The 23,304-nt window shown below is 55.5% G+C and carries 26 protein-coding genes and 1 tRNA gene; 9 read left to right on the top strand and 18 right to left on the bottom strand.

Annotated elements, in window-relative coordinates:
• Window position 1: 1 nt before the first annotated feature.
• Together L991_RS13220 and pmbA are read right to left on the bottom strand one after the other, a co-directional pair.
• Window positions 2–637 (bottom strand): DNA-3-methyladenine glycosylase, encoded by a 636-nt coding sequence (locus tag L991_RS13220; protein WP_047396399.1) that lies wholly within the window; start codon window positions 635–637, stop codon window positions 2–4.
• Window positions 637–1,968, bottom strand: a complete 1,332-nt coding sequence (gene pmbA / locus L991_RS13215; RefSeq protein WP_047396717.1) for a metalloprotease PmbA — start codon at window positions 1,966–1,968, stop codon at window positions 637–639. The genes L991_RS13220 and pmbA overlap by 1 nt, the downstream gene beginning before the upstream one ends.
• A gap of 95 nt (window positions 1,969–2,063) precedes the next feature.
• Between pmbA and yjgA the strand changes: the two genes are divergently transcribed.
• Genes yjgA through L991_RS13195 form a run of 4 tightly spaced genes read left to right on the top strand, consistent with a single transcriptional unit; the run spans window position 2,064 to window position 4,606 of the window.
• Entirely contained in the window at window positions 2,064–2,642 is a 579-nt protein-coding gene (gene yjgA / locus L991_RS13210) for a ribosome biogenesis factor YjgA (protein WP_028450840.1), read from the top strand.
• A gap of 3 nt (window positions 2,643–2,645) precedes the next feature.
• Complete coding sequence (locus L991_RS13205) at window positions 2,646–3,293, top strand: HAD-IA family hydrolase (RefSeq protein ID WP_047396397.1); 648 nt, start codon at window positions 2,646–2,648, stop codon at window positions 3,291–3,293.
• A gap of 21 nt (window positions 3,294–3,314) precedes the next feature.
• Complete coding sequence (gene mog / locus L991_RS13200) at window positions 3,315–3,938, top strand: molybdopterin adenylyltransferase (RefSeq protein WP_052190881.1); 624 nt, start codon at window positions 3,315–3,317, stop codon at window positions 3,936–3,938.
• Window positions 3,938–4,606 carry an alpha/beta hydrolase gene (locus L991_RS13195; protein WP_047396393.1) on the top strand — a complete coding sequence of 223 codons (669 nt, stop codon included), beginning with the start codon at window positions 3,938–3,940 and terminating at the stop codon, window positions 4,604–4,606. The genes mog and L991_RS13195 overlap by 1 nt, the downstream gene beginning before the upstream one ends.
• Window positions 4,607–4,684: 78 nt before the next feature.
• Here the strand turns inward: L991_RS13195 and L991_RS13190 are convergent, their stop codons facing one another.
• The 14 genes from L991_RS13190 to rpoE form a co-directional block, all read right to left on the bottom strand.
• Entirely contained in the window at window positions 4,685–6,397 is a 1,713-nt protein-coding gene (locus tag L991_RS13190; RefSeq protein WP_047396390.1) for a hypothetical protein, read from the bottom strand.
• Window positions 6,398–6,424: 27 nt separating this feature from the next.
• Window positions 6,425–6,790 carry an STAS/SEC14 domain-containing protein gene (locus L991_RS13185; protein ID WP_028450845.1) on the bottom strand — a complete coding sequence of 122 codons (366 nt, stop codon included), beginning with the start codon at window positions 6,788–6,790 and terminating at the stop codon, window positions 6,425–6,427.
• 200 nt (window positions 6,791–6,990) lie between these two features.
• Window positions 6,991–7,725 carry a DNA repair protein RecO gene (gene recO, locus L991_RS13180; RefSeq protein ID WP_047396388.1) on the bottom strand — a complete coding sequence of 245 codons (735 nt, stop codon included), beginning with the start codon at window positions 7,723–7,725 and terminating at the stop codon, window positions 6,991–6,993.
• A gap of 3 nt (window positions 7,726–7,728) precedes the next feature.
• Window positions 7,729–8,670, bottom strand: a complete 942-nt coding sequence (gene era, locus L991_RS13175) for a GTPase Era (protein ID WP_052190880.1) — start codon at window positions 8,668–8,670, stop codon at window positions 7,729–7,731.
• The gene (gene rnc / locus L991_RS13170; protein ID WP_047396383.1) at window positions 8,667–9,377 is read right to left on the bottom strand and encodes a ribonuclease III; all 711 of its coding nucleotides are present in this window, start codon (window positions 9,375–9,377) and stop codon (window positions 8,667–8,669) included. Before rnc ends, era begins: the two co-directional genes overlap by 4 nt.
• A 22-nt stretch (window positions 9,378–9,399) precedes the next feature.
• Window positions 9,400–9,765: a DUF4845 domain-containing protein gene (locus tag L991_RS13165; RefSeq protein WP_047396379.1), complete on the bottom strand. Its 366-nt coding sequence runs from the start codon at window positions 9,763–9,765 to the stop codon at window positions 9,400–9,402.
• Between the two features lie 14 nt (window positions 9,766–9,779).
• The gene (gene lepB / locus L991_RS13160; RefSeq protein WP_028450849.1) at window positions 9,780–10,739 is read right to left on the bottom strand and encodes a signal peptidase I; all 960 of its coding nucleotides are present in this window, start codon (window positions 10,737–10,739) and stop codon (window positions 9,780–9,782) included.
• A gap of 21 nt (window positions 10,740–10,760) precedes the next feature.
• Window positions 10,761–12,554, bottom strand: coding sequence for a translation elongation factor 4 (lepA, locus tag L991_RS13155; RefSeq protein WP_028450850.1), 1,794 nt, complete (start codon window positions 12,552–12,554; stop codon window positions 10,761–10,763).
• A gap of 84 nt (window positions 12,555–12,638) precedes the next feature.
• Complete coding sequence (locus L991_RS13150) at window positions 12,639–12,881, bottom strand: glutaredoxin family protein (protein ID WP_047396375.1); 243 nt, start codon at window positions 12,879–12,881, stop codon at window positions 12,639–12,641.
• Window positions 12,878–14,299: a DegQ family serine endoprotease gene (locus L991_RS13145; protein ID WP_047396372.1), complete on the bottom strand. Its 1,422-nt coding sequence runs from the start codon at window positions 14,297–14,299 to the stop codon at window positions 12,878–12,880. Before L991_RS13145 ends, L991_RS13150 begins: the two co-directional genes overlap by 4 nt.
• 18 nt (window positions 14,300–14,317) lie before the next feature.
• Window positions 14,318–14,788, bottom strand: a complete 471-nt coding sequence (locus L991_RS13140; RefSeq protein WP_052190879.1) for a SoxR reducing system RseC family protein — start codon at window positions 14,786–14,788, stop codon at window positions 14,318–14,320.
• Between the two features lie 32 nt (window positions 14,789–14,820).
• The gene (locus tag L991_RS13135) at window positions 14,821–15,759 is read right to left on the bottom strand and encodes a MucB/RseB C-terminal domain-containing protein (RefSeq protein ID WP_197053894.1); all 939 of its coding nucleotides are present in this window, start codon (window positions 15,757–15,759) and stop codon (window positions 14,821–14,823) included.
• Window positions 15,760–15,799: 40 nt separating this feature from the next.
• Window positions 15,800–16,288 (bottom strand): sigma-E factor negative regulatory protein, encoded by a 489-nt coding sequence (locus L991_RS16620; protein WP_052190878.1) that lies wholly within the window; start codon window positions 16,286–16,288, stop codon window positions 15,800–15,802.
• A gap of 21 nt (window positions 16,289–16,309) precedes the next feature.
• The gene (gene rpoE / locus L991_RS13125; protein WP_028450854.1) at window positions 16,310–16,933 is read right to left on the bottom strand and encodes an RNA polymerase sigma factor RpoE; all 624 of its coding nucleotides are present in this window, start codon (window positions 16,931–16,933) and stop codon (window positions 16,310–16,312) included.
• A 190-nt stretch (window positions 16,934–17,123) separates the two neighbouring features.
• Here rpoE and nadB point away from each other — a divergent pair, with 190 nt between their 5' ends.
• The 3 genes from nadB to L991_RS13110 all read left to right on the top strand — a co-directional run bounded on the left by nadB (window position 17,124) and on the right by L991_RS13110 (window position 21,297).
• Window positions 17,124–18,716 carry an L-aspartate oxidase gene (nadB, locus tag L991_RS13120; RefSeq protein WP_047396368.1) on the top strand — a complete coding sequence of 531 codons (1,593 nt, stop codon included), beginning with the start codon at window positions 17,124–17,126 and terminating at the stop codon, window positions 18,714–18,716.
• A gap of 160 nt (window positions 18,717–18,876) precedes the next feature.
• Complete coding sequence (gene serS / locus L991_RS13115) at window positions 18,877–20,151, top strand: serine--tRNA ligase (RefSeq protein ID WP_028450856.1); 1,275 nt, start codon at window positions 18,877–18,879, stop codon at window positions 20,149–20,151.
• A gap of 213 nt (window positions 20,152–20,364) precedes the next feature.
• On the top strand, window positions 20,365–21,297 hold the full coding sequence (locus tag L991_RS13110) for an exopolyphosphatase (protein ID WP_028450857.1): 933 nt from the start codon (window positions 20,365–20,367) through the stop codon (window positions 21,295–21,297).
• A 99-nt stretch (window positions 21,298–21,396) separates the two neighbouring features.
• Here L991_RS13110 and L991_RS13105 read toward each other — a convergent pair whose 3' ends face one another.
• Window positions 21,397–22,290: a hypothetical protein gene (locus L991_RS13105; RefSeq protein WP_028450858.1), complete on the bottom strand. Its 894-nt coding sequence runs from the start codon at window positions 22,288–22,290 to the stop codon at window positions 21,397–21,399.
• Window positions 22,291–22,351: 61 nt separating this feature from the next.
• Window positions 22,352–22,669: a PilZ domain-containing protein gene (locus tag L991_RS13100; protein WP_047396364.1), complete on the bottom strand. Its 318-nt coding sequence runs from the start codon at window positions 22,667–22,669 to the stop codon at window positions 22,352–22,354.
• A 150-nt stretch (window positions 22,670–22,819) separates the two neighbouring features.
• Here L991_RS13100 and L991_RS13095 point away from each other — a divergent pair, with 150 nt between their 5' ends.
• Entirely contained in the window at window positions 22,820–23,038 is a 219-nt protein-coding gene (locus L991_RS13095; RefSeq protein ID WP_028450859.1) for a hypothetical protein, read from the top strand.
• A 191-nt stretch (window positions 23,039–23,229) separates the two neighbouring features.
• Window positions 23,230–23,302, top strand: a tRNA-Val gene (locus L991_RS13090).
• Window positions 23,303–23,304: the final 2 nt, after the last annotated feature.

The raw sequence follows: 23,304 nt of genomic DNA, 5'->3' as shown, positions 1-23,304 counted from the left end.
ATTAATATTCAACCGGCACCGGATCCAGGCTGCGCCACAGATACCACGTGGCGACCGAGCGCCAAGGCTGCCAGCGCTCGGCCAAGGCAACCAGCTCGGCGCGCGGGCGGCGCTCATCGCCGTGATAAAACTGGGCAATCGCGCGAATCAGGCCAATATCATCCAGCGGCAAGACGTTGGGGCGGGCCAGATAAAAAATCAGGAACATCTCGGCCGTCCAGCGGCCAATGCCGCGAATCGAGACCAATTCTTTGATCACCGCTTCGTCGTCCCAGCTATGCCAGTCGCTCGGCTCCAGCCGGCCAGCTTGTTGATGGCGGGCCAGATCAAGCAGGTATTCGGTTTTGCGCTGGGTCAGGCCGCAGCCGCGTAAAGCCTCTACGCTGCTGGCCAGCACCGCTGGAGCGGTCACATCGCCCAGCGCCTGCAGCAGCCGGGCCCAGATCGAATCCGCCGCCTTGACCGAAATTTGCTGGCCAACGATCGAGCGCGCCAATGTGTGAAAAGCATCGCCACGGGTTAGCAAGCTGACGGCCGGATAGCGCTCAACCAGCTCGGCCATCACCGGATCGGCGGCGGCCAGCTCGGCCACGGCCTGATCCCAATACGGCGGGCGATGAATGGCCGGGGCCGGCATTAGTCCCCCGCGACCGTCATGCGCTCCAGCAGTATCGAGCCAACCTTGCGGCTGCTGGATGCCAGCGCATCATCACCAATGGCCACGATCTGGCGATACATCTCGCGCAGATTGCCGGCGATGGTGATTTCCTCCACCGGATACTGAATCACGCCGTTTTCCACCCAGAAACCCGCCGCGCCGCGCGAATAATCGCCGGTCACCAGATTAATGCCATGACCCAACAGCTCGGTCACCAGCAAGCCGGTGCCCAGCTCAGCCAGCATTTGGCTGGCGGGCAGTGTAGGCGCCACAAATAGATTGTGTGGGCCGCCCGCATTACCTGTGGTTTGCATCCCCAGCTTGCGCGCCGAATAGCTGGAAAGGAAATACCCTTGCTGCACGCCAGCATCGACCAGCGTGCGCGCCTTGGTGGCCACCCCTTCGCCATCAAAAGCGCCGCTGGCAAAGCCCCGCAAGGTGAAAGGATCTTCGGTAATGGTCACGCAGGGCGCAAACACGCTTTGCCCCAGGCTATCGAGCAAGAAGCTGGATTTGCGATACAGGCTACTGCCCGACACCGCGCTCACCCAGTGGCCAATCAGCGAGCTGGCTACCGCCGGCTCGAATAGCACCGGATATTCGCCGGTTTTCAGGCGACGAGCGCCCAGACGGCGCACCGTGCGTTCGCCGGCTTTACGGCCCACGGCGGCGGCGGCTTCCAGATCAGCGGGCGCGCGCGCAGCGGTATACCAATAATCGCGCTGCATACCGACGTCGTCTTCGGCGATCAGCGCAGCGGAGACGCTATAGCGGGTGCTGGTGCCGGCGCCCAGAAAGCCTTGGGAATTGCCATAGACCCAGCGCGCGCTGCTGGTGGAGACGGTCGCCCCATCCGAATTATTAATCCGCGCATCCACTTGGCGGCCGGCTTGCTCGCATTCCTGCGCTAGCGCAATGGCTTGCTCTACGGGCAAATCCCAGGGGTGATAGAGATCTAAATCGGGAAACTCGGTGCACAACAGCGCCGGATCAGCCGGGCCGGCAAATTCATCGGCCGCGGTGTAGCGGGCAATCGCCAGCGCAGCTTGCACGGTATCGGCCAGCGCCGTGGGCGAAAAATCACTGGTGCTGGCATGGCCTTTGCGCTGGCCCAGATACACCGATACGCTCACGCCTTTATCGCGGTTGTATTCGATGGTTTCCACTTCATCCAGCCGCACCGAGATATTTTGCCCGGCGCCTTCCGAGACTTCGACATCGCAAGCCGTGGCGCCCTGCGCCTTGGCCAGAGCCAGTACTTGGGAGGCCAGATCGCGCAATGCCGCTTCGCTGTAGGTAAATTCCGACACGTAGTGAGCTTCCGTAGCTAAGGTGAAAACCAGGCCCGCCGCCTTGGGCGAACCAAATTTGCTATCATACTGCTTTTGCACTGACGTGAGATACCATGGCGAAGCATGATCATGATGACGAAATCGAAATCGTCAGTAAATCGCAACTCAAACGCGAAGCCGAAGCCCTTAAAGACCTCGGCGCCAGCCTGCTGGCCTACTCCCCCAAGCAGCTCGAACCGCTCAACCTGCCCGAAAAGCTGATCGATGCCATCCGTGAAGCGAAAAAAATCACCGCGAATGGCGCCATCGCGCGGCATAAGCAATATATCGGCAAGCTGATGCGCGATGTTGATCCCGCCCCGATTCAGGCGTTTCTGGATGCCATGAATGGCGATTCGGATCAGCATACCGCCTGGCTGCACCAGATCGAGCGCCTGCGTGAAAAAATGCTGCTCGACCCCAAAGCCACCGAGCAGTTTATTGCGGATTTTCCTGCGGTGGATATTCAGCAGCTGCGCCAGCTGATTCGCAACGCCAATAAAGAAAAGCAGCAACAGCAGGAAGGCAAGCAAGTGGCGCCCAAAGCGTATCGCGAGCTGTTTCAGCTGATTAAGCAATACATTCCTGAGCCGAAACTGCCTAGCCTGAATGACGCCGCAGACGACGCGGCCGACGCGAGCGACGAGGAATAAACCATGCCTTTCGCGCGCGGCCTGCTGTTTGATATGGATGGCACCCTGGTGGATTCCCGCCCCTGCATTGAAAAGCTCTGGCAGGATTGGGCGGCCGAGCGCGGGGTTGATTACCAGCAGATTGTGCAGGTGATGCACGGCCGGCGCGGCATTGAAACCATTAGCATTGTGGCGCCCCATCTGGATGCCAACGCCGAAGTAGCCGCCCTGATCGCCAAGGAAATGCGCCAGCTCGATGGCACAGTGGCCATTGCAGGCGCGGCGGAATTATTGCAGCAGCTGGCCCCCGAGCAGTGGGCAGTGGTCACCTCGGCCCCGCGCGAGCTGGCACTGTCCAAGCTAGCCTATGCTGGCTTGCCCCTGCCCAAATACCTGATTGGCGCAGACGATGTCCGCGAGGGCAAGCCGCATCCGGCGCCTTATCAGCATGGCGCGGCCCTCTTGGGGCTGGCGGCCAGCGACTGCATTGCCTTTGAAGACGCCGGCGCAGGTATTGCCAGTGCGCATCACGCAGGCGCAGCGGTCTGCTTAGTCACTGCGGCCGGTGGGTATTGCGATCAAAGCCTCCATCAATGGACGATTGCAGACTATACCCTGCTGGGCATTACTCAAGAGCATGCTCAGTTGCGGCTGACATTTGCGGATGCTTGATTAATCAAAGCCCTGATAGAGATGAATGATCTAGCACTTCACCCCAGCGACACCCCAGACCTTTGCACCATTGGCCTCGTGTCAATCTCCGATCGCGCCAGTGGCGGGGTGTATCCCGACCAAGGCTTGCCAGCCCTGCGCGACTGGCTCGCGCGCGCTATCACGAGCCCGGTGAATTTTATCGAGCGGCTGATCCCCGACGAGCAGGCGCTGATCGAAACCACGCTGATTGACTTGATTGATCAGCAGGGCTGCCAATTGGTACTGACCACCGGCGGGACTGGGCCAGCCAAACGCGATGTCACCCCGGAAGCCACTCGTGCAGTGATCGACCGGGAAATGCCGGGTTTTGGCGAGCAAATGCGGCAAATTAGCTTGCAATTTGTGCCCACTGCGATTTTATCGCGCCAGCTGGCCGGCATTCGCGGCCAGAGCCTGATTTTAAATTTACCGGGCCAACCCAAAGCGATTAGCGAAACACTGGCCGGCTTGCAAGATGCCAGCGGTAAAGTGCTAGTACCCGGCATTTTTGCCGCCGTTCCCTACTGTATTCAATTGCTGGATGGCCCGTATATTGAAACTGACCCCGCGGTGGTTGAAGCTTTTCGCCCCAAAGCTGCCCGCCGCCCGCCTAAGGAAAGCTAATGAGCACCCTACCCTGCGTCACCCTTGAAACGGGCCCGAACCCCACCGCCACCGTAATCTGGCTACATGGTCTGGGCGCCGATGGCAATGATTTTGCCCCGGTGGTACCCGAATTAGGCCTACCCGAAGGGCTGGCTGTCCGCTTTATTTTTCCGCACGCTCCCGCCATGCCCATCACCTGCAATAACGGTTATGTGATGCGCGCGTGGTATGACATCGTGCATTTTGACCAGATTAGCCGCCAGGCTGACCGCGCCGGTGTGGAGGCCAGTGTGGGCCACATCCGCGCGCTGATTGCGGAACAAAATGCGCTAGGCATTGCGTGCGAGCGCATCGTGCTGGCGGGCTTTTCGCAAGGTGGGGCGATTGCCTACACCGCGGGTTTAACCCACCCTGAAGCGCTGGCTGGCATTGTGGCTTTGTCCACCTACCTGCCAACGCCGGAATTACTCACGCCGCAGAGCATCGCCGCCAATCAGGCCACGCCGGTGCTAGCCGCACATGGCAGTCATGACCCGGTAGTTGGCCTCACGCTGGGTGAACAAGCACGCGCGGCAGTCACGCAATTGGGCGTGAACGTCGAATGGCACACCTACCCGATTCAGCATTCGGTGTGCTTACCGGAAATTCAGCGGATTGGTGCATTTTTAACCGCCCGGCTGGTCTGATGGTGGAGTGACATGCAGCAATAAAAAACGGCGCTCATTGCGCCGTTTTTTATTGCTAACTAGTTCAAGGACCTAAGCTTAATTATCCTGCCGCAGCACATTCACCGCCACCCAGATCCAGTCGACGCCTTTCTCTAGCACCAGGCCCAAACTCACCGAAAATTTCTTATCCCGCGCGCGGATTTGATAAATTTTATCCAAACCATAGTCTGCCGAATGCATGATCAGCGTATTTACGCTTTTGCCATCAATCTGATGCGGCACATACAACGCCGTTTTCACATTTGGTAACTCCAGCCCGCCCGTGAAACCCAGTTCGGTGACGGTCATGTTTTCAATGCGGTCATTTTGCTCGGAATGCATCCCCACCATCACCGGGGTGGTAGTAATAATCTGAATCCCGGCGGAAATTTCATCATCGCTTAGGCGCGCAATCCGGCGCAGCACGCCAATTTGCCAGTTTTCGCCTGTATTGAGCCGCAAACCGAGTAATAGATTGGGGCGTATCCATTCATTTTCGGAGAAGCGCAGCACGGCGCCAAAGCCGCCGTTACTCTCATTATCAATCGCCCAAGTATGCCAATCGTTTTGTTTTTTATTCACCGCATACGGATTGCCACCCATGGTTTTTTGCTTGGTGCGAGATGACACAAAACCGTACAGGCGCATATCCATGATTTCGTCGTAATCGATTTGCTCTTTGGCATCTCGGCTTTGGCGCATGAATTTGTCGTTGTCTTCCTTGATAAAGCCGCAAATACGATCCAGACCGTAGATCACATCCGCCGCCTTGGTGACCTTGGTGCGCTCGCTGCGCTTTACCTGGCTATTGCGCATGCACATGGTCCAGAACACGTCCAAGTGCTTCAAAAGCTCAGTGACTGCTGGGCCACGCGCATCTGGGCCCAGATCAAGCGAAGCATGACTGGCGCCAGTCATCAGGCGGCCCAAAATCTCCTGCACCTGATTCACTAGCTCATTCAAGCCCCAATAGCGATATGGCTCCCCCATTAATTCGGGGTTGAGTTTCTGCGCACCATGCGGCTCTTGTAAATTGACACAGAAATGATGCCGCTCGATCACATATTTGCGTGAAATCTGGATTAGTTTGGACCATTTCTCCAGCCACTGATCAACAAGATCAAGCTGGCGAACAGAGAGATTATTGTTCGCCAAGGTATTGAGCATCAGCATCTGGATATATTCATCGGCACAGGATGAAACTTCACTGCCATCCGATGGGTACACCGCAAATGGATTGCTATCAAACCCGCCAATTTCCGACAGACGATAAAGCTGATGGGCACTGGTCCAAAGCTTAGGCGGCACTTTTTCAAAGCGGAAGTAATGCCATTTGGCCTGAATGGCCAGATAACGCAGACTGCGGGCCAAAACCAGCGGCATCAGTGGCGCGAATTGTGCCTGCAAGGCTTCATTCGATTCGGCTTGGACAAAACGCTGGTAGGCCGCCACCATATCCTGTGCATAAGAAACGATGTCTTTCCAGAGTTTTTGCTCAATCTCTTTGGACATACGTGGATTTGCAATGTACTGGTAGCGCACGGCATCGTAAGCTTCCTGCACATGCTCATCGATCAGCATCAAGGCTTGCAGGCTATCGAGCGAGGGCGGCTGATTGCCCGCAATAAAATCACTGACAATCCCGTGCACGCGCGAGCTGCGGGTGGCCGGATCGACCAGATCCAGATTCTTGCACCACTGTGAGGCCATTTTGACATTGGCCAGCGGTGATTTATCTTTGGCAAAAAGTGCAGTAATCCGATCAAGCATGCTTCATCCAGCCTGTTGTTATTGTAGTCATCCAACCATTTCTGCCGTGGGCTCGGTCAGCCAAGCAATCGCCCCATCAAGGGTATCAAATACCATCACATTCGCATCGCTCAGGGCGCGATTGATCCAGACTGACCAGACAATCCACTGATCATGTGTGACGATACCGACTTTTTCGAAATCTTGCTTGTGCTTGATGCTGAAATCAAGTTCTTCAAGCGCCATATCCAACGTATAGCCAGTCATTTCGCTTAAATCGAACAATAAACGGCTGGGGCCATGAAAACGAATGTCATACAAGACATTCTCTTCAAACTCCCGATAATCCTGCAGGGTGAAATCACCAAAAATCACCACATGAATATACTGGCTTTCGTGTGAAATACTGATCATAAGGCCTCCCCGCGCGCACTGACGCGCCTGCTTTCTGTCAACATAGTGTGAAACCCGCCTTTTTGCTGATTTCTCCACCAGTAGTTAGACCGAAACACCTCGCCATTCGTTGCAGCTTCGTGAAGAAGTCACCCACGCAACATACCCATTGCGGGTATATGTACCAGAGCGTTTATTGATCTAATAACGCGGGATATACCCTAGATACGCTGCAAATCGATCAACAGTTGCCGAGTATGCAAGGGCCGCTCGCCCAACACATGCGCCAATGATTGTCGCATCCACAGCTTGGCCCATGGCTTGAGCGCTTCATCTTGCCAATCATCGCGCGCAAAGGCATGGATCAAGTGGCTGGGGCAGCCCTCTGTCGCCGTACTGGCTACAAAGCCCTGCTGCGGGACGAAGTGGTAATAGCCATCCGCAGCCAAAGCCTCACCACTGTCGGCCTGCACATGCCAAGCCGGGCTTAAGCCTAATTCTTGCAGTAAGTGCCGCTCAAATCGGCGCAAAATCGGCTCCACATCGGGGGCACTTTGCTGTTGTAAGCGCGCCAATGCCTTGATGGCATCAAAATAGGCCACAAACAGCGCCGGGTGCGGCTCGTCCCGCACCAGCAGCTGTTGCAGCAATTCATTCAGGTAAAAGCCGCACAGCAAGGGCAAACCACTCAGCTGCGGCAGCCCCGGCTGCCAATCCGCCGCGTGTAAGGTTTTGACTTCGCCCGTACCGAACCAGGACAGCAGCAGCGGCTGAAACCCCAGCAACACACTGCGCACCTGTGAGCCGGGGCGTTGCACCCCCCGGGCATAGATGGTCAGACGGCCATAATCACGGGTGAACACATCCAGTAAGCGGCTGGTTTCCCGATAGGGGTGCTGGTGCAGCACAAAGGCCGGCTGCGCATTGATTTTCTGTTTGGGCGTACTGCGCGCCATGCCTTATTCGTAGCCGAGTTGCCGTACCAAGCGGGTGTCATCCGCCCAACCACTCTTCACTTTCACAAACACCTGCAGGAAAACTTTGGCATCAAACAACTGCTCCATATCCACCCGGGCTTCGGTGGCGATGCGCTTAAGTTTTTCGCCATTTTTCCCGATCAGGATGGCCTTCTGGTTTTCACGCTCGACCATAATGGCGGCGTAAATCCGGCGCAGCTCGCTCCCGTCTTTGCGAATTTCGTCGTCAAACTTTTCAATTTCTACCGCCATCACATAGGGCAATTCTTCGCCCATCAAACGGAAGATCTTCTCACGGATCAGTTCGGCAGCTAAAAAGCGCTCATTCCGATCGGTGAGGTGCTCAGCCGAAAACATCGGCACCGACTCTGGCAACAGCGGCAAAATCGCATCCAGCAGCACATCAAGCTTTTGATTTTTCTTCGCGGCCACCGGCACGATGGCGCTAAATTCAAACTGCGCCGCTACTTGCTCCATAAACGGCAGCAAACGCGCAGGATCGGCCAATAAATCGACTTTATTGATGACCAGAATCACCGGGCGATCTTTGGGCAAGAGTTTCAGTACCGCTTCGTCAGCCGGGCCATAACGGCCCGCTTCAACCACAAACAAAATCGCATCCACATCAGCAAGCGTGGTGGTCACACTGCGATTCATGGCCTGATTCAGCGCATTGCGATACTTGGTTTGAAAGCCTGGGGTATCCACAAAAACAAACTGAGCGTCCTCGCGAGTTAAAACGCCATTAATCCGATGGCGGGTGGTCTGGGCTTTGCGCGAGGTGATACTGAGCTTCTGGCCAATTAGATGGTTCATCAGTGTGGATTTACCGACATTGGGCTGGCCCACGATCGCCACAAACCCACAGCGGTAATCATCGGGTACAGTCGGGGTCAGCAGATCATTCAGTTCAAGTTCTTTCATTTGCGGACCACCTTTTTGCCCGGGTGCTGCTCGCGCAGCAGATGTAATAATTTGCCAGCGGCTTCCTGTTCGGCCGCTCGCCGGCTTGCGCCCTCTGCCCGTGTGGCAGTTTTTAACTCAACACAGGTACAGGCCACTTCAAAAATCTGGTCGGGTGATTCACCCACTTGGCGAATCACTTCATATTGCGGCAAGGCCAACTTGCGCGCTTGCAGCCACTCTTGCAATGCGGTTTTGGCGTCTTTCATGGCACTAGTCGGATCAACCGCCGCGATCCGCGCCGCAAATAACTGCGTGACCACGCGCTCAACTTCAGGAAAGCCACCATCCAGCCAGATGGCGCCCAGTACCGCTTCAAGTGCATCGGCCAGAATACTAGGGCGGCGATGACCGCCACTTTTGAGCTCGCCCTCACCCAGCCACAGGTAATCGCCAAGCTGCAGCTCATTGGCGATCACCGCCAATGAATCTTGCCGCACGAAATGCGCACGTACCCGCGACAAATCGCCTTCACTGAATTGTGGAAAAGCAAAAAACAGCTGCCGGGCCACCAGCGAATTGAGAATACCATCACCCACAAACTCCAGACGTTCGTTGTGAGTACTGGAGAATGAACGATGGGTCAGCGCCTGCTTTAATAACTTAGGCTCAGAAAAAACATAACCGAGCGCCTGTTGCAGGCGCTCGGCAGGAAGTACAACCGCCAAAATAAATCCTTACTATCTGGGATTAGGGTGCAGCAGCACCAGAACTTTGCTCCACTTGAAACTGGAACAGAAAACTCACATTTGCCACCAGCGGCACTACTTTCTCATAGTCGGCACGGATAACTGTACTGCCTCCTACTTGATTAATAACTAAATCAGCAGGAGTCACCGCTTTGATGTTACTGATATCCGCATGACGAGCATAGGCATCTCTGATCGCCGCTGGTGTAGAACCCGTATTTTGTTTTGCAATCGTCGTCACAGCCTGCTTGATATTGAAATATTCAATATATGCGGGCACCACCTTGAACGCAGTAATCATCGCCATCGCCACGGCCATGGCCACGATGATAAAACCGAAAAAAGACAATCCACGCTGCTTATGCATCCTGATCTCCCTCTTTATTTAATCAGCGAACCAATCCGATTCAGATGCCCGAAGTTCATCCAGATCAGGAAAGCCTTACCGACGATGTATTTGTCATCCACAAAGCCCCAATAACGGCTATCTGCACTGTGATCCCGATTATCACCCATGGCAAAATACTGCCCTGCGGGTACTTTGCAGGTAAATCCGCTCTCATCATAGCGGCAATTTTCGCGCCCAGGGAAGTCAGCCACTTCGCTCAGGCTCAGCACCGGTGCTTCGGGCATATTTAAAGTAGCGTACACGTGTTCACCTAATTTTTCAGTGAACTGCGCATTTTTGATCTGATAAACGCCCTGCTCAACGTAAGTATGCTCACCCACACTGTCGGTCGGCACGGCCACGCCGTTAACGGTCAATTTTTTATTGCGATATTCGATGGTGTCGCCCGGCAAACCAATGACGCGTTTAATGTAGTTCACGCTAGGGTTGACTGGATAATTAAACACCATCACATCGCCATGCTGCGGCGTGCCCACAGGCACAACGACGGAATTGGTAACCGGCAGGCGCAAGCCATAAGCGTATTTATTCACCAGAATAAAGTCGCCGACAATCAGACCAGGGCGCATCGATGAAGATGGAATCTGGAACGGCTCGATTAAGAACGAGCGCAGCAAAAACACCACCAAGATCACCGGAAAAAAACCACGGCCATACTCAACCCAGTCTTCCACCTGTGCATCGCCGCGTTTCTTTTGCAGCACAAATTTATCCAGCGCCCACACCACGCCGGTAATCAGCACAAACAACAGCATGGCGGTGGAGATCGACAAAAACTGCACCATCAGCACAAACAAGCCCACCACCAAGGCGAGGTAGCCATACTGCACCAATTGTGGCGGCTCCTTGCCTTTGCGCTCATGCTTGGCGCCAGCCCCGATCAGTACCGGGCCCAAAATCAACAGCGCTACCCCTAGCAACAGCCAGTTCATGCTTTACCCCAACCGATGATGTTATTTGTCTGACACTTGCAAAATGGCCAGGAAGGCTTCTTGTGGAATCTCCACATTGCCCACCTGCTTCATGCGTTTCTTACCTGCTTTTTGTTTTTCCAGCAGTTTGCGTTTCCGGGTGATATCACCACCGTAACACTTGGCCAATACGTCTTTACGCATGGCCTTCACCGTTTCGCGGGCAATAATCTGGCTACCGATTGCGGCTTGTACCGCAATATCAAACATCTGCCGCGGAATCAGCTCACGCATTTTGGCAATCAGCTCACGACCGCGATACACGCTATTAGCTCGGTGTACGATCAAGCTCAAGGCATCCACTCGCTCGCCATTCACCAGCACATCCAGCTTCACCAAGTCACCGGTGCGGAATTCTTTAAACTCGTAATCCAGCGAGGCATAGCCACGCGATACCGACTTGAGCTTATCGAAGAAATCCATCACCACTTCGGCCATCGGCAAATCGTAAGTCAACATCACTTGCCGACCCAGATACTGCATATTGACTTGCGCGCCACGCTTTTGATTACACAGCGTCATCACAGGTCCCACGTAATCTTGCGGCACCAGGATGGTGGCAGTGATGATCGGCTCACGCACTTCGTCGTATTTTGATGGATCAGGCAGTTTGGACGGGTTTTCGATCTGCACTACTTCGCCGTTGCGCAGCACCAGCTCATAGACCACCGTCGGCGCGGTGGTGATGAGGTCCATATCAAACTCGCGCTCTAGGCGCTCCTGCACGATTTCCAGGTGCAATAAGCCCAAGAAACCACAACGGAAACCAAAACCCAGCGCGGAAGACACTTCCGGCTCGAAATGCAGCGATGCATCATTGAGCTGCAGTTTTTCCAAACTATCGCGCAGCTTTTCATAATCATGGCTTTCTACCGGGTACAAACCGGCAAATACCTGGGATTTCACATCTTTAAAACCAGGCAGCGGCTCGGCGGCAGGCTCTTTGGCACTGGTGATGGTGTCGCCCACCTTGGCACTGGCCAGCTCTTTAATCCCGGCGATCACAAAGCCCACTTCACCCGCGCGCAAGACTTCACGCTGCACCGATTTAGGCGTAAACACCCCAACCTGCTCACACAGATGCTGGGCTTTGGACGACATAAACAGAATTTTGTCTTTCGGGCGCAGCTCGCCATCCACCACCCGAACCAGCATGATGACGCCCACATAGTTATCAAACCATGAGTCGATAATCAACGCTTTCAGCGGGCCGTCTGGATTACCTTTCGGGGGGGGTATCTTGGTGACCACCTCTTCCAGAATGTCTTCGATGCCAATACCCGACTTCGCCGAGGCATGCACGGCACCGGTGGACTCAATCCCGATAATGTCTTCGATTTCTTGCGCTACCCGCTCTGGCTCAGCCGCAGGCAGATCGATTTTATTAAGTACCGGGCGCACTTCTACGCCTTGCTCGATGGCCGTGTAGCAATTGGCGACGGTCTGGGCTTCCACCCCTTGCGAGGCATCCACCACCAGCAGCGCGCCTTCGCAGGCAGCGAGCGAGCGACTCACTTCATAGCTGAAATCCACATGCCCTGGGGTGTCGATCAGATTCAGGTTGTAGACTTTGCCATCACGCGCCTTGTAATTGAGCGCAGCGGTTTGCGCCTTGATGGTAATTCCGCGCTCTTTCTCGATATCCATCGAGTCGAGCACTTGCTCACTCATCTCGCGCATCTCCAGGCCACCGCAAAATTGAATAAAGCGGTCAGCCAAGGTGCTCTTGCCGTGGTCAATGTGGGCAATGATAGAAAAATTACGAATATGATCCATGTGTCCAGCCAATCGTGTTTCAGGGCAATTCTATAAAAAATCGGGCACGTTACGCGTGCCCGAGAATTGCGTTGGTGCGCGATTTTAGCCTAAATTGGCCAGCCTAGCATCCAGCGCAGCTTGGTCGAGATGATAATGGCAGATTTCCTGCCCGGCTTCGTCGGTCAATACCGGCACCAACTCGCCATAGCGCGCTTCCAACTCATCAATATCTTCAATATCAATCCATTGCACGGTGAAGCGCCCGGCCGATTGGGCCAAGAGCGCATCCCGCATCACATGGCAAAGGCCGCAATATTCGCGGCCATACAGCGTTAACTGCCTCATTGCGCCGGCGCCTTCAGCACGATAAAGGCCGAGTTACCATTGCGAATGATCCGCAGCGCGATACTTTGCCCCGCTTTCACCTCGTTGAGTGCTTTGCGCAGTTGCGCCGCCGAAGTCAGCTCTTGTCCGCCCACACCGGCAATCACATCGCCCGGCTGCAGACCCGCCTTGGCCGCCTCGCCTTGCACATCACGCACCAAGAGCCCGGCGGTAATGCCCAGCTGCTTGAGCTCACGCGGGTTCAGTTCGCGCACCACCAGCCCAAATTTGCCGCTGTCATCCGCTTTGCCTTTGTACTCGCGAGCTTCGCTAGCTTTATCGCTTGATTCAAGCTCACCCACGGTAATCATCAGCTCACGGCTAGCCTTGTCGCGCCAAACTTGCACCGGCACTTTGCTCCCCGGCTTCACCGCACTCACCACCCGTGGCAACTCGCCCGAATTGGCAATGCTCTGGCCATTAAATTTCAACAGAATATCGCCGGCACGCAGGCCGGCTTTGTCAGCAGGGCCATCTTTTTCCACCGAGCTCAGGAGCGCTCCGGTCGGCTTGCTCAGGCCAAAGCTCTTGGCCAGCTCTTCATTCACATCCTGAATGGCCACCCCAATCCGGCCGCGAGTCACTTTACCCGTGGCCTTGAGCTCATCGGCTACTTTCATGGCCACATCAATCGGGATCGAGAATGATAGGCCCATATAGCCACCAGAGCGGCTATAGATCTGGGAGTTAATCCCCACCACTTCGCCGTTCAGATTAAATAGTGGCCCGCCCGAGTTACCGGGGTTAATCGCCACATCGGTCTGAATAAACGGCACAAAATTTTCATCCGGCAGATTGCGCCCTTTGGCTGAGACAATGCCCGCGGTCACAGTGTTATCCAGACCAAATGGTTGCCCAATCGCCAGCACCCACTCGCCTTGCTTGAGTTTATTCACATCTCCAAGCGCCACTTTGGGCAGATTACTGGCCTCGACTTTCAACAGCGCCACATCGGTGCGAGCATCAGCACCCACAACTTTGGCCTTGAACGTACGCTTATCGACCATCTTGACGGTAATTTCATCCGCCTTGGCCACCACGTGGGCATTGGTCAAAATATAACCATTGCTATCGATGATAAAACCTGAGCCCAGCGATTGCGCCTGATGCTGGCGTGGCTGCATGCCGCGCCCACCACCGGGTGGCACCGGGAAGCCAAAGCGGCGCAGAAATTCGAGGGTATCAGGGTCAAAGCCATTGGCGGCAGGGCCTTCATCGTCGCGCACAGTGGCGGTGGTCGAGATATTTACCACCGCTTTGCCTTCTTTTTCCACAATGGTGGTGAAATCGGGCAAGCCCGCCGGCGCAGCTTGCGCAGCCCAGCTGGCGCCCAGCAGTACGCTACCGAGCAAGAAACGGTTCAGTTTGGAATTCAACATCGGACAGAGCTCCCGAGATCAAATAGTGCGTGATGAAGGACAGGAAGAACCAGCCGCACTGGCTGGCAATTTGGCGATAATCGCCGGTTCGTTGCTGTGAATGGGGTTCTTCGCCTGCTTTTTCAAGCACAGAAAACCGGTAATAAAACCAAGCGCGGCGCCGGCCAAGGTGCCCGCCTCACCAGCCAGCGGCAACCAGCTACCCAGAAAGGCGCCGAGCAGCAACAGCAACATCGGCAAGCCATAGGCCCATAAGGCCGAGCTGAGCAAAGCCTGCTCAGCCAAACCCACGGTCACCAGCTCGCCCGCCTGCGCTGCCAGCGGGTTGCGCACCCGGTATTGATCCTGCGCCTGACCAAATAAGCGAGTGATCGCGACCGACTTACAGCCTTTTTCCGAGTCACAATTGCCACAGGGGGTATGGGGGCGGATTTTAATCCAGGCGTAATCGCCGTCAGTGCGCACCACTTGGGCTTGAGTTTCGATCATGATAAAAGCTGCGGGTTAAACGATGCGCCACCTTACCGCGCATTGTAGGCAGTGGCAAATGCCTCGACCGTGACTGCCGGCACTTCACCCAGCGCCATCACCAGCGCGCCACCACTTTGGCGCACAAATAAATGCGTTGCGCCTTGGTGCGCCAGCCCCAGCGGCAAACGCTGATGGTAAGGCTCAATAAACACCGACACCGTGGTGAGGCCATCGCTATACAAATGATGAATCACCGTGCGGTTTTTACCGGGCAAGGTTTTGCTGGTTTGCTTGAGCAAACGAAAACCATTGGGCAGTGCTTTGATATCCCAACCAGGCTCTTGCGCCACTTTGGCGGTACCCACGCTGGAATCAATCGTGACGGGCTGCAGGGTGCGGGTCGGTTTCAACCAGCGGCGATCCACATTACTCCCCTGCTGTATATTGGTAAACGCAAAGGTCTGCATAGCCTCGGTGCGCATACCCATTACAATCCACTTCAAAAGCAGCCCCGATTGATCATCCATCCAGAAACGATGTGGATAGCGGTACTGATCAAGCGGCTCAAGCTGATACACGGTGGACTGCAAGCCGGCCACGCGCTCATGGCCTAGGCGTTTAATGCCATACACATTCAAGAGTTTTTCGGGCTGCTCTGGCAGCTGGCGTGGGAATAGCTTGGCGGTGTAGCGCCGATCGAGCGAGCCGCCGGCCTGATCGGCTGGATAAATACTCACCTGCGTGCCAGCGCGGTAATACTCGCGCGGCGGGCCATCGAGCGATTCGCGCCGCTCGGCATCGAGCTGACCATCATTGAGGTGAATCATCCGATACGTGGCAACTTCATCCCCATACTGATACACATAGGTACCGGCATAGTTTTCCTGTTTGGCCGCCGCCGCTGCACGCTCCAGAAGTTTTTGCGCACTATCTCGATCTAGCTGCTCGGCAGCGTGGGCCGCGCCACCCAGCATCAGCAGTAACGACACAGCCCACCGACTGACTTGATTCACACTCCATCGCCGCATGCTAGCGTTGCTCTCCGACTTCAAACGATACGGTAGTCAAATGGTCGCCGCCCAGTGGATCAGCCACCCCATTGCGATGCGCCGCCAAATACGCTCGCACTTCGGCCGCATTCACCTGCGCATGCGCCGGCACACTCACACTGGCCATTTGCGGCAGCGACTGGGCCGCTGGGCGGAACGAGAATTGCCACACGGCAAGGCCCACAAAGGCCACCGAAGCTGCCGTCGCCATCGGCACCAGCCAGCGCTTGCCTTTAGGCGCAGCCAGCCGTTGCGGCGCTATCACCACCGGCTCGGCACTGAGCCGCGCCGAGAAGCGCTGCATAAAGTCGCCCGACAGCGGCACATGTCCGCTTAAAGCATCCCGGGCAATGTACCACTCCTGCCATTGCTGCTGCAGTTGCGGATCTTGCTTGACGGCATCCAGCACCGCGGCCCATTCGGCCGGGTCGAGCTCGTTATCAAGCAATGCAGATAGTTTTTCATTCATTTGGATGTACTCCCATACGGCCTACCAGCGCTTATCCTTGCCCACGCCATTCAAGAGCGGACGCAAGCGGTTGGCGATGGCCTCGCGGGCGCGAAAAATGCGGCTGCGCACAGTTCCGATCGGACAATCCATCGCTGCGGCGATGTCTTCGTAGCTCAGCCCTTCCATTTCGCGCAAGGTGATTGCTTCGCGCAAATCGGGCGGTAGCGCTTCTACCGCCTCGTTCACAGTACTGACAATCTGCCGGTTGGATAGTTCAGTTTCCGGCGTGTGATAATCTGGTACTTGTGCCACCGCATCAAGGGTTTCGCCGTCTTCATCCTCGAAATCACTGGCCATCAGCGGCCGGCGCCCTAGGGAAGCTAAGTAATTTTTCGCCGTATTAATCGCGATGCGATACAGCCAAGTATAAAACGCGCTCTCGCCGCGAAACGAGGGCAAGGCGCGATAAGCCTTGATAAACGCCTCTTGGCTGACGTCTTCGAGCTCGGCCGGATCGCGAATCATGCGCGACAGTAGTCGGGCAATCCGGCGTTGATACTTCATGACCAGCAATTCGAAAGCACGCTGATCCCCGGCCTGCGCCCGCCGTACGAGCTCCTGATCGAGTTCGCGATCACTACCCTGGGTTACACCGGTTTTCAAGCCTACTCTTCCTTTGCGGATGGAACATGGATTCTAGGTTGATTAGCTATGGGCGGTCTAGGCAATTACAAGCCCAGCGCCAGATTTCGCGCCGCGCTTTGATTTGCCTATCGGCATAAGCATTTGAGCTCTGCTAGTATTGGCGCTCTGAAATGGATAGCGTAGCAACACTGGATAGGAACCACGCCGGATGCAAAAGTTTGATGTGCTGATTTTAGGAAGTGGCCTGGGCGGGATGACGATTGCCCTGCAGCTGGCCGAAAAACTGAAAGTGGGTCTGATTACCAAGCGGGAATTGCGCGACGGCGGCAGTGGCTGGGCGCAAGGCGGCATTGCCGCCGTACTGGATGATGCCGATAGCATCGAACTGCACATCAAAGACACGCACGTCGCGGGCGCTGGCTTGTGCGATCCGGCCGCCACACGGTTTATCGTCGAAAACTCGAAAGACGCTATCGACTGGCTGATCAGCATGGGCGTGCCGTTCACCAAAGATGAATCGGGCGACACCAGCTATCAGGGTTATCACCTCACCCGCGAAGGCGGGCATAGCCACCGGCGGATTATCCACGCGGCCGATGCCACCGGCGCTGCCGTGATCGACACGCTGGCCATCAAGGTCGCTGCGCACCCGAATATCACGCTATTAGAAGACCATATTGCGGTTGACCTGATCACCGAGCGCCAAGGCGAAAGAGCGCGCTGCGTCGGCGCCTATGTGTACGACAAACTTACTGATCGGGTCGAAACCATTCTGGCGCCGTTTACCGTGCTCGCCACCGGCGGCGCGGGCAAGGTGTACCTCTACACCACCAACCCTGACGTCGCTACCGGCGACGGGATCGCGATGGGCTGGCGTGCTGGTTGCCGGGTGTCGAATATGGAATTTATCCAGTTCCACCCCACTTGCCTGTATCACCCGCATGCCAAGTCTTTCCTGATTACCGAAGCCGTGCGGGGTGAAGGTGGGATTTTGCGCCTCCCTGATGGCACCCGCTTTATGCCGCATCACGATGAGCGCGCCGAACTAGCACCCCGCGATGTCGTGGCCCGCGCGATCGACTTTGAAATGAAGCGTGGCGGCTATGATTGCGTGTACCTCGATATCAGCTACAAACCTGCGGCGTTTGTGAAAGAGCATTTCCCCAATATCTATCAGCGCTGCCTGGAGCTGGGCATCGACATTACCAAAGAGCCCATTCCAGTCGTCCCTGCTGCCCACTACACCTGCGGCGGACTGGTCACCGATCTGGATGGCCGCACTGACCTAGCCAACCTCTATGCAGTGGGCGAAGTGGCCTGCACCGGGCTGCACGGCGCCAACCGCCTCGCCTCAAACTCTCTGCTGGAATGCATGGTACTAGGCAAAGCAGCCGCCGAAGACATTTTGCAGCAAGCGCCGCAAGCCCTGCCGCAGGTGCCGGAATGGGACGAAAGCCGCGTTACCGACCCGGATGAAGAAGTCGTGATCTCGCACAACTGGGATGAATTGCGCCGCTTTATGTGGGATTACGTCGGGATTGTGCGCACCAATAAACGGCTAGAACGTGCTCTGCACCGCATCGAGCTGCTCAAAAGCGAAATCCACGAGTTTTATCGCAACTTCCGCGTTTCCAACGATTTGCTAGAGCTACGCAATCTGGTCATCACTGCCGAGCTGATTGTGCGCTGCGCGATGGCGCGCAAGGAAAGCCGTGGCCTGCACTACAGCCGCGACTATCCGGGCATTGAGACCGAATCACGCCCAACCCTACTCACGCCGGAACGCCCATTGAAAAAATAAGCGAGGTATAGGGCCAAAGGCATTATCAAACAAAGCCTACAGCCCAATACCCCATACCATCTCGAGCGCCCGAAGCACAATCCCGCCGCAAGCGCGCCAGCTGCGGCGCTTGATGTTAGAATCGGGCTATTCTTTTTATTGCCTTTGCTGCTGAGCCACGATGCTTGATATCCAATTGCTCCGCAACGACCTTGATGCCGTTGCCCAACGCCTGAAAACCCGCAAATACGACCTCGACACCGCCGCCTTTGCCGCGCTGGAAGCCGAGCGCAAAACCCTGCAAACCACCACGCAAGATCTGCAGGCCAAACGCAATAGCGTCTCCAAATCAATCGGTCAGGCTAAAGCCCGCGGCGAAGATGTCGCGCCCATCATGGCCGAAGTTGAAAACCTGAAAGCCGAGCTGGCCGCCAGTGAAACGGCACTGAGCGAGCTGCAAGGCAAAATGGAAGCCCTGCTGGCCGGCATTCCCAATCTGCCGCTGGAATCTGTACCGGTGGGCAAAGATGAAAGCGAAAATAAAGAAATCCTGCGCTGGGGCACTCCGCGGCAGTTTGATTTCGAAGTGAAAGATCACGTGGATCTGGGCGCGCCACTGGGCCTGGATTTTGAAACGGGCGCCAAGCTCTCTGGCGCGCGTTTTACCGTACTGAAAAGCCATATCGCCAAGCTGCATCGCGCGCTGGCGCAATTCATGCTCAACACCCATAGCAATGAGCATGGCTACGAAGAGGTCTACACCCCTTACCTAGTGAACGCGGCCAGCATGCACGGCACCGGCCAGCTGCCTAAGTTTGAAGAAGACCTCTTCAAAGTGCCACACAACGATGATTCGCTGTACCTGATCCCTACCGCCGAAGTATCAGTGACTAATTTCGTGCGCGATACGCTGCTCAAAGCTGACGAGCTGCCACTGAAATTCACCGCCCATACGCCGTGCTTCCGCTCCGAAGCCGGCTCGTATGGGCGCGATGTGCGCGGCATGATTCGCCAACACCAGTTCGACAAAGTGGAGCTGGTCCAGATCGTCCACCCCGAGCAATCGGTGGCCGCACTGGAAGAGCTCACCGGCCACGCCGAGCGCATTCTGCAGCTCTTAGAGCTGCCGTACCGCAAAGTGCTGCTGTGCACCGGCGACATGGGCTTTTCCAGCCAAATGACTTACGACCTGGAAGTCTGGCTGCCGGCACAGAATACTTATCGCGAGATTTCCAGCTGCTCGAATATGGGCAGCTTCCAGGCTCGCCGCATGCAAGCCCGCTTCAAAAATGAAGCCGGTAAAAACGAGCTGGTGCATACGCTGAATGGTTCCGGCCTTGCCGTGGGTCGCACCTTGGTAGCAGTGCTGGAAAACTATCAAAACGCCGATGGCTCCATCACCGTACCGACGGTGTTGCGCCCCTATCTGGGCGGGCTGGAAAAACTGGCGGCCTAAGCTCATACGGCGACAGCCAAAGCGCACCTGCGGGTGCGCTTTTTTATTGTCAGATCGATCAAAATTCGCCGCACTTCCCAGCGTTTGTCCTAGCTTAATATGGCGCACGTCACGGCCATTTCCAGCATAGGGTCACCCAGAAATAAATCGCCCCGCCAGCCGGCAAAATGCCGAAAAACGCCTAAGCTGAATCAGGTCTTCTAGGAGTTTGTCATGGCTGAAAACAAATACCGCTTGGTTACCCGCAGTGATTTCGATGGCTTGGTGTGCGCGGTGCTACTCAATGAGCTGGAAATGATCGATGAGATTCTGTTTGTGCACCCCAAAGACATGCAGGATGGCAAGATCGAAATTAGCGCCCGCGATATCACCACCAATCTGCCTTATGTGCCCGGCGCCTATCTGGCTTTTGACCACCACCTCTCCGAAACCATTCGCAACACGGGCGAGCGCGATAACCACATCATCGTCCCCGATGCCCCTTCGGCCGCGCGAGTGGTGTATGAATATTACGGTGGCAAAGAGCGCTTTCCGAATATTGGCGAAGACATGATGTTGGCGGTGGATAAAGCCGACGCCGCCGAATTTACCCGCGATGAAATTCTGCACCCGGATGGCTGGGTGCTCTTAAATTACCTGATGGATGCGCGCACCGGCTTGGGGCGCTTTCGCAATTTCCGCATCTCCAATTACCAGCTGATGATGGATCTGATCCAGTATTGTCGCAATCATGGCATCGAGGAAATCTTAGCCCTGCCCGATGTGAAAGAGCGGATCGAGTTATACCAAGAGCATGCGGCGCTGGCCAAAGAACAGCTCAAACGTTGCAGCCGCCTCTACGATAACTTGGTGATTCTGGATTTGCGTGAAGAAGAAACCATCTTCGCCACCAACCGCTTTATGATTTACGCGCTGTTTCCCCAGTGCAATATTTCCATCCACGTGATGTGGGGCGTACAAAAGCGCAATACCGTGTTTGCCACAGGCAAGTCGATTATTAATCGTTCATCTCAAACCAATATCGGCGCGCTAATGCTGGAATACGGTGGTGGCGGGCATGAAAATGCCGGCACCTGCCAGGTGGAGAACGATCAGGTTGATGAAGTATTGCGCGAGCTCACCCTAAAAATCACCTCGGATGGTTAAACAGCGCCGAGCGCCCAACAAAAAAGCCGACCGAAGTCGGCTTTTTTAATTTGCTGAGAGTAGCTAGGACTAACCCATACACCCTGCTCGAAATACCCTCTATGGGTATACAGCCCCCTGCAAGGCCATTTGACCTTTCCGGCCCGATACCTCGCCCTTCACCACATGGTGATAAGGTAGTTTGCTGACATCCAGTTGCAGCAAAAGCTGATCCAGGCCCACGAGCTGATAGCCTTGCAGCAACCATCCGGTGAGCAAGGCGGCGATCGCCTCGGGATAACGGCTATCAAAATCCGCGGCAAAATTAAACACCTGTGGCTGCTGGGCTTGTTCGCTCAAATGAAGAATATGTAAAACCGCATCTTCGGCCGACATGCGCTGCACCAGCTCTTCCAGCATCGGCAGGGTCACTGGCAATTGCGGCACGCGCACATATTCCCCCTCGACAATCGGCCAGTACGGCCCCACGCCACGCGTATCGCAGCTATAGGCATAGCCGGCCATTTGCAAATAACGGAAGGCCTGGCGATTCATCTGCCCGCCAAACGCCGAATGCCCGCGCGCCGGCACACCAAAGCAGCGCGTATGCGCATCGCGTGCACGATACATCTCAACCTTGGTGGTTTCGGCATCCCAGCGAGCGATTTCCAGTTGCCAGTGATAACGCGAGAGCGGGCGCAGTGCATGCTCAAACCCGGCTTCGGTCAGCTCATCCTGATAGCGTTTGGCCAATTTAAATAGCCCGCGCACCGGTTGCAGACTACCCAGAATCAGCTCGCTACGAGCGTAGCGTTCACGCAACGGTATATAGCTAGAACCGGGCATCTGACGCAAACCATAGCCTGGCCGCAGCCAGACGCCATTGCGTTCTTCACCCAGAGACCAGAAAAAAGTGGCGCCAGCCTGATGGCTACGCAGGAGTTCAGCCAGATGGGGTACAGCCGCCACGGCCTTGGCCGTATCGACGTCAATCTTGAGGGCAAGCAGCTTCATGAATCCACTTGAAACAGGAAACACCCACCGGCGGTGGGCATAAAGCCGCTATTTTACTGGATTAATTGTGAACCTGAATAATCTCGAGGCCCAATTCGTATAAAGCGTGCATCTTCAGTTGATGACTGCGTCGCACTCTCACTCGCGCCGCAAAGGGAGCCTGCGGCCGCCCCGCCGTTTTGGCCGGCATCACATAGATATCGAATTCTTCTTCCGGGCGCGGCACATAGCTAGTTTGTACCGTCATGCCGGTCACGCTGAGATCGGTGCATTCACCATAAAATGGCAAACCCAGATCCATTGGGCGAATTTTAACTTTGCAATTCACAGGCACCCGCAAGGCACCCCGCTGATCCTGCTCGCGCAAACCCACACCCATGACCTGTTCCATCAAATGCTAATAAACCGCGGTCATCTTAACTGCTTGCCCCTACTGCGCAAAGTACCGACCATCAGCCAAAGTGTGATTGATGTTATAGTCAGCTATATAGTTGAATTAATAAACCGTTTTGCCGCAGGAGTTGCCATCATGTCATCCATCAGCGCTGCAATGAATTTCAGCACCACCGTTTCACAAACCATGTTTCAGGGCTCCCAGCAAGCGGCCAAAGCCATTAATGAAGGCGCGGAGCGGCTAGACCGCAAAAAAGAGAATATCTCGCAGCAAGGTTTGCAAGCCATGCAGGAGCGCCAAGCTACCGCCCAGCGCATGGATGAAACCCGCAACAAGATCGACACCTACGCCTAAAGCCCACTGAGCAGCAAAAGATCGCAAAAAACTGTATTTTTGTTTTCTTTTTGATTCATAGGTTTAGCCAAAAAGCGCCGGCCAAGGCGCTTTTTTCTTAGGTTTTCGCCAGAAAAGGTGTTGACGCAAAATTAGGGGCATGTTTTAATGCTGCCTCTTTCAAGCGAGGGGCGAATAGCTCTGCAGCGAAAGGGTCGTTAGCTCAGTTGGTAGAGCGTCTGCCTTACAAGCAGAATGTCGGCGGTTCGATCCCGTCACGACCCACC

The sequence above is a fragment of the Chitinibacter sp. ZOR0017 genome (genome assembly GCF_000799095.1).
Taxonomy (GTDB): domain Bacteria; phylum Pseudomonadota; class Gammaproteobacteria; order Burkholderiales; family Chitinibacteraceae; genus Chitinibacter; species Chitinibacter tainanensis.
This window is presented reverse-complemented; position numbering and strand designations above follow the sequence as displayed.

What these genes read in the sequence shown, in the direction of transcription:
- L991_RS13150 (WP_047396375.1), bottom strand. Translation starts at nt 12,881, where the DNA reads ATGAGGCAGTTAACGCTGTATGGCCGCGAATATTGCGGCCTTTGCCAT.
- L991_RS13110 (WP_028450857.1), top strand. Translation starts at nt 20,365, where the DNA reads ATGGCTGAAAACAAATACCGCTTGGTTACCCGCAGTGATTTCGATGGC.
- lepB (WP_028450849.1), bottom strand. Translation starts at nt 10,739, where the DNA reads ATGAACTGGCTGTTGCTAGGGGTAGCGCTGTTGATTTTGGGCCCGGTA.
- L991_RS13145 (WP_047396372.1), bottom strand. Translation starts at nt 14,299, where the DNA reads ATGTTGAATTCCAAACTGAACCGTTTCTTGCTCGGTAGCGTACTGCTG.
- L991_RS13100 (WP_047396364.1), bottom strand. Translation starts at nt 22,669, where the DNA reads ATGGGTGTGGGTTTGCGCGAGCAGGATCAGCGGGGTGCCTTGCGGGTG.
- L991_RS13190 (WP_047396390.1), bottom strand. Translation starts at nt 6,397, where the DNA reads ATGCTTGATCGGATTACTGCACTTTTTGCCAAAGATAAATCACCGCTG.
- L991_RS13140 (WP_052190879.1), bottom strand. Translation starts at nt 14,788, where the DNA reads ATGATCGAAACTCAAGCCCAAGTGGTGCGCACTGACGGCGATTACGCC.
- mog (WP_052190881.1), top strand. Translation starts at nt 3,315, where the DNA reads ATGAATGATCTAGCACTTCACCCCAGCGACACCCCAGACCTTTGCACC.
- recO (WP_047396388.1), bottom strand. Translation starts at nt 7,725, where the DNA reads ATGGCGCGCAGTACGCCCAAACAGAAAATCAATGCGCAGCCGGCCTTT.
- L991_RS13185 (WP_028450845.1), bottom strand. Translation starts at nt 6,790, where the DNA reads ATGATCAGTATTTCACACGAAAGCCAGTATATTCATGTGGTGATTTTT.
- serS (WP_028450856.1), top strand. Translation starts at nt 18,877, where the DNA reads ATGCTTGATATCCAATTGCTCCGCAACGACCTTGATGCCGTTGCCCAA.
- lepA (WP_028450850.1), bottom strand. Translation starts at nt 12,554, where the DNA reads ATGGATCATATTCGTAATTTTTCTATCATTGCCCACATTGACCACGGC.
- L991_RS13205 (WP_047396397.1), top strand. Translation starts at nt 2,646, where the DNA reads ATGCCTTTCGCGCGCGGCCTGCTGTTTGATATGGATGGCACCCTGGTG.
- L991_RS13095 (WP_028450859.1), top strand. Translation starts at nt 22,820, where the DNA reads ATGTCATCCATCAGCGCTGCAATGAATTTCAGCACCACCGTTTCACAA.
- L991_RS13165 (WP_047396379.1), bottom strand. Translation starts at nt 9,765, where the DNA reads ATGCATAAGCAGCGTGGATTGTCTTTTTTCGGTTTTATCATCGTGGCC.
- L991_RS13220 (WP_047396399.1), bottom strand. Translation starts at nt 637, where the DNA reads ATGCCGGCCCCGGCCATTCATCGCCCGCCGTATTGGGATCAGGCCGTG.
- era (WP_052190880.1), bottom strand. Translation starts at nt 8,670, where the DNA reads ATGAAAGAACTTGAACTGAATGATCTGCTGACCCCGACTGTACCCGAT.
- L991_RS13195 (WP_047396393.1), top strand. Translation starts at nt 3,938, where the DNA reads ATGAGCACCCTACCCTGCGTCACCCTTGAAACGGGCCCGAACCCCACC.
- L991_RS16620 (WP_052190878.1), bottom strand. Translation starts at nt 16,288, where the DNA reads ATGAATGAAAAACTATCTGCATTGCTTGATAACGAGCTCGACCCGGCC.
- nadB (WP_047396368.1), top strand. Translation starts at nt 17,124, where the DNA reads ATGCAAAAGTTTGATGTGCTGATTTTAGGAAGTGGCCTGGGCGGGATG.
- L991_RS13105 (WP_028450858.1), bottom strand. Translation starts at nt 22,290, where the DNA reads ATGAAGCTGCTTGCCCTCAAGATTGACGTCGATACGGCCAAGGCCGTG.
- yjgA (WP_028450840.1), top strand. Translation starts at nt 2,064, where the DNA reads ATGGCGAAGCATGATCATGATGACGAAATCGAAATCGTCAGTAAATCG.